At 61.6% G+C, this 4,745-nt stretch carries 3 protein-coding genes and 1 pseudogene; all 4 read left to right on the top strand.

Going from position 1 to position 4,745, the window contains the following annotated elements:
* On the top strand, window positions 1-1,737 hold a 1,737-nt coding region (locus ACI38B_RS07155), incomplete at its 5' end, for a DNA topoisomerase (protein ID WP_439730139.1).
* Window positions 1,734-2,000, top strand: coding sequence for a hypothetical protein (locus ACI38B_RS07160; RefSeq protein WP_439730140.1), 267 nt, complete (start codon window positions 1,734-1,736; stop codon window positions 1,998-2,000). The genes ACI38B_RS07155 and ACI38B_RS07160, both read left to right, overlap by 4 nt.
* Window positions 1,990-2,910, top strand: a complete 921-nt coding sequence (locus ACI38B_RS07165; protein ID WP_439730141.1) for a Fic family protein — start codon at window positions 1,990-1,992, stop codon at window positions 2,908-2,910. Before ACI38B_RS07160 ends, ACI38B_RS07165 begins: the two co-directional genes overlap by 11 nt.
* A gap of 1,659 nt (window positions 2,911-4,569) precedes the next feature.
* Window positions 4,570-4,745, top strand: a pseudogene (locus tag ACI38B_RS07170) (Fic family protein); the annotation flags it as partial.

Genomic DNA, 4,745 nt, shown 5'->3' on the forward strand with positions numbered 1-4,745 from the left:
TGGACTAATTCCAGATGCTCAACCGGCCCACTTCCTATTGAACAAACACAGGCGATCGAGCATCACACCCCGACCCCGTTCTGGCGTCTGGCGGCCCACATGGGCGGCTGGACGTTGCACAGCCCCAGGATCACCGACCATGACGCCGCCGTGCGGCTGCTCGACGCCGCCCAGGGCAGGCCGGTTAACGTCACCCGGGTCGAACACCGGCGCGAACACGACCGGCCGCCCGCCCTGTTCGACCTGACAAGCCTCCAGCAGGCCATGAACACACGGTACGGCGTGACCGCCGAACACACGCTCGACGCGTTGCAGCACCTGTACGAGATGGGGCTGGCGACCTACCCGCGCACCGACAGCCGGTACATCACACATGACGACCTTCCCGCGCTGCGCCTGCTGCTGCACCCCCGGTACGCGCTCGGCTTCCTCGACACCGGGCAGGTCACCGCGATCCACGACCTCGCACAGGCCGGTGCCCTCGACCCCGCGCGGTGCGTCGACGACGGGAAGGTCGCCGGACACACCGCGATCCTGCCGACCGGGCGCCTGACCTACGACACGTTCACCCGCGACCTGACCGACACGGAACGCCAAGCCATCACCACGATCCTGACCCGCATGTGGGCCGCATGCTCCACGGACCGGGTCCATGACACGACCCGCGTGACCGCCGCCATCGACACGCCCGCCGGCGACGTGCCCGGCCACGACATCCCCCTGCGCGCCTGCGGGGACACGCCCGCCGACCCGGGATGGACACTCATCGAACATCCCGCCACCGCCCGGGACACACCGCACGGCGAGCACGAGAACGGCGAAAGGCACGACGAAGACGACGGCACGATCCCCGCGGGGCTCATGGAAGGCACATACCCGCAGGCGGGCCCGGCCACGCTCGCCGAGGGACACACCGCCCCGCCCCGGCCGTTCACCGAAGCGTCCCTGCTCGCGGCCATGGAACACGCCAGCCGCTTCATCGCCGACCGCGACCTCAAAGCGGCGCTCGACGACGACACCAGCCACTCCGGCGGGATCGGCACCCCCGCCACCCGCGCGGGCATTATCGAACAGCTCGTCAGGACCGGGAACCTGGAACGCAAGGGCCGGCAGATCCGCAGCACGCCCGCCGGCCGCCTGCTCATCGCCGTCGCCGTCGACGAGCTCAAGGACGTCAAGCTCACCGCGCAATGGGAACAGACCCTCGCGGACATCGAACACGGCGACGCCGACCCGCAAACGTTCCTCGACCAGATCCGCGCCGAGTGCGCCCGCCTGCCCCGCCGCACCATGCGCCTGGCAGGGCGCGATGACCTGCGCGCCCTCGCGGGCACGACACGCGAGAAGGAATCCTACGGCCCGTGCCCGCGCTGCGGCGCACCGGTCGTCAGGACCGGCGGGATATGGCAATGCTCGACCAACCACAGCCGCAAGAACCCGGACGGGACATGGCAGCTGTCCGAAGGCTGCGGCTACCGCATCTACCCGACCATATGCGGCAGGAAACTCACCGACGCCGTCGTCCGCCGCGCCCTCGCGGGCAAACACCCGAAAATCACCGGCCTGGTCTCGAAAGCGGGCCGCAAGTTCGACGCGCGACTGGAACCCGACCCCGACCGCGGGATCCGCCTCGCGTTCGGCGACCGGCCGGGCGGACGCCGCCGTCCCTCCTCCGGCCGGCAATCCGGCTACCATGGGTATACAGACACGACAGCCAAGGGAAGGCGGCAACCATGACAGACACACCACGCATCCGCAGGGCGCGCGACTGGCCGTTCCCGATCCCGCAGATCACCGCCGAGGCCATCGACGAACTCGTCGACGCCATCGAACGCGGCGACCGCTGGACCGGCTCGCTGTACGACGAGCTGGACGGCGCGACCAGGGAGATGAGCGACCCGGACCAGGAGACCATCATCCGCAACTACTACCTGCTGGAGGAATGGGCGCATACGGACACCGAGGCCGTGCCGGAGGAAAGGGATGGCAATGGCAGCTGAGGATGAATATTACGTCTCGACGGGCGAAGGCACCTCGCAGTCACGCGCCGAAGCGTGGAGAATCGGCTTCGGGTTGCAAGCCGCGGACGGGCTGACGCCGTCGGACTATGCCGTCAGCCAGGCCCGGGAACAGATCGATGGACGTGTCTCGTACGCCGAGGTGGAACACAACCTACGCGAGTATCACGAAGGCAACAAGTCCGAGGAGCCCCATTTCGAGGCGGACATCGTCTCCACCAGAATCAGCGCCATCCTCCAGGACGACTCATTCGTGCTCATGCCCCCGATGCTCAGGCAAATCCATCGTCACCTGTTCCAAGGTGTGTTCCGCAACGACTGGGTCGGCGTGTGGAGGACAGTCAACATTTCAAAGCGGGAACCTGTGCTCGGCGGAGACTCCGTATCGTATGCACCGTATCATCTGGTCGGTGAGACACTGGACTACGATTTCATGGAAGAACGAAAGCGCGGGGAATCATATCCCGGCGCGTCCCGGCGCGACATCGCGTCCAGCGTGTTCGGCTTCATCTCGGGAATCTGGCAGATTCACCCGTTCCGCGAAGGCAACACCCGTACCACTGCGGTGTTCGCGATCATGTATCTGCGGCGCCTAGGCTTCACGGTGGACAACACGCCATTCGCATCGCACGCACAGTATTTCCGGGACGCACTTGTCCTGGACAACACCTTTGACTCCGACCTGAAGGACCCGGTACCCTTGCAACGCTTTATGGACGCCACGCTCTTCGATCCATCGACACCGCTCCCCCCGCTCAGGCACCCGAACGGCGTCACGGAATCCGAGCCCGGGTCACCTGCTCAATCACAGGCTCCCCTTCCCGATCCTTCACCGGAGCCACCGTCTGCAACAGCCCTCGGCTCCGATTCATACCATGGCCCCTCCCTGTGAACCAGCAACGAGGCACCGCCACCGAAACCACCGATGACGGTATAGCCCATATGCCAGGTATATCCGGCCCTGCCGCCAGACATGGGCCGGATTCTCCATGTGATGTCTTCAGCTGTCGGGCATATCCATGGGGCAATTCCCGAATCCAGCCTGACCGCGCACGCCTGCCCGCTAGCATGGGAATGGACATACCTATCGAGAAGGAGGCATCGGCAATGGGCAATACAACACATACGGGCAATACGCAAGGTCACTCGTTCCGGGGTCTTAGAACGGTGAAGCCCCACGACCTGCTGAAAAAGATGATATTGCGCATCGAAAAGAACTTCACGCTCGCTCAAGTTATATCGAATTTCTTGGGGCTCTTGATTGTCTCACTGTTGGTATTCTTCATAATTCCCATGTTCTTCATACCTCCCACGGCACACGATATGAACGGTTTCACCGGGTTTTGGATGAATCAAACCGGTGATCCCAAGGTGCACGACCGCCCAGATGCCCCGGGACTCCTGGCAAGTCTTGGCGGAACGCAAGCGGCACTGATTGCGCTCATCATCTTCCGCGACACCCGTTCGGCCGCTCATACACAAGATGATTACAACAACCAACACAAAACGGATGCCATTCAAGTTGTCATCATCATTCTCGCATTCCTCTCACAGATATTGTTGTCAATGGAGATGCCCCGACTCATCGGCATTATGAAAGTCTGGCCTGGGTGGATACTCGCGTTTGTATTCTCCCTTGTCAACCTGATCGCGTTACTGTCGATTTCTGATTACGCCGCCTGGGTGAAAAATGCCGCTCGCGGCGCCGAGCACCAGAAAAAACAATATGTGAATTGGAAGGCCGAACATTCCAAACTTGTACCTGCATCAGGGCATCCTTGGATTCGAACAATGTGGCTCCCGTGTGTAATTGACTTCTTCTATTTCGCACTGACATTCCTGCCCTTCGTGCAGGAGGGCATATTGCACGCGTCCACTCCGTTGATGTCTGCGCGTGCGATAGGCATGCTCGTCAGTGTGTTTATCGTCTGTGCATTGCTGATTTCACTCTTCACGGTAGTACCGTGTCTTTTCATATTTCTCGGGGCATCTTCTTCTGGTGACTACACCTATGCACTCCCGATTGCCGTGGTTCTTCTGATTCTCCCGTTGCTTATCAATTTATCTATCCTGCTGTCTACTCACGGGCTTTGGAAATGCCTACAGGTTGTGGCTTTCCTCATCGCAATTCTGAACATTGTGCTCCTTCTCACCGCAAAGCCACATCCTCTGACACTCCCCTATTTGATGGTCATGTGCGATATTGAGATTGAGATACAGGATAGCATTCTGAGCAGCGCAAACTCCACGATCGGCAAATGGGAGAACGATAAGACACCTTCGACCGACACGGTGGATGCTGCGGTGCAGACTCCGGTTACTGGACATCAGGAAGAGATCATGGAGGATGCCGGGGGCGGATATTACATCATCAACGACGGAGACTCACCACGGTCGAGGTACGACACGCGACTCATCCATTTCGGCCTGTGCTTGCATACGCTGTTTGCCGTCATCGCATACTTCGCAGTCCGACACGCGACGCATCGGTTTCAGCGTACAGACAACGGCGGGCCCGAGTCCGTCGGAGCGCGCCTCCGCGGAGGCACTCGAGAACATCCACCCGTTCGCCGACGGCAACGGGCGTACCGGACGCCAGATCCTCAACATGATGCTCATGCAGGCGGAGTACGAGCCCATCGCCATCAAGCATGATGCCGGCAGCACCTACGCCGGTCGGCTCGAGCAGTGGCAGGCGTACGGCGATCCGGTTCCCCTAGCGTGCAT

Origin of the sequence: Bifidobacterium sp. (genome assembly GCF_051876855.1) — a bacterium.
Taxonomy (GTDB): Bacteria; Actinomycetota; Actinomycetes; order Actinomycetales; family Bifidobacteriaceae; genus Bifidobacterium.

Coding starts and splice junctions, on each gene's coding strand:
- ACI38B_RS07165 (WP_439730141.1), top strand. CDS start 1,990: ATGGCAGCTGAGGATGAATATTACGTCTCGACGGGCGAAGGCACCTCG.
- ACI38B_RS07160 (WP_439730140.1), top strand. CDS start 1,734: ATGACAGACACACCACGCATCCGCAGGGCGCGCGACTGGCCGTTCCCG.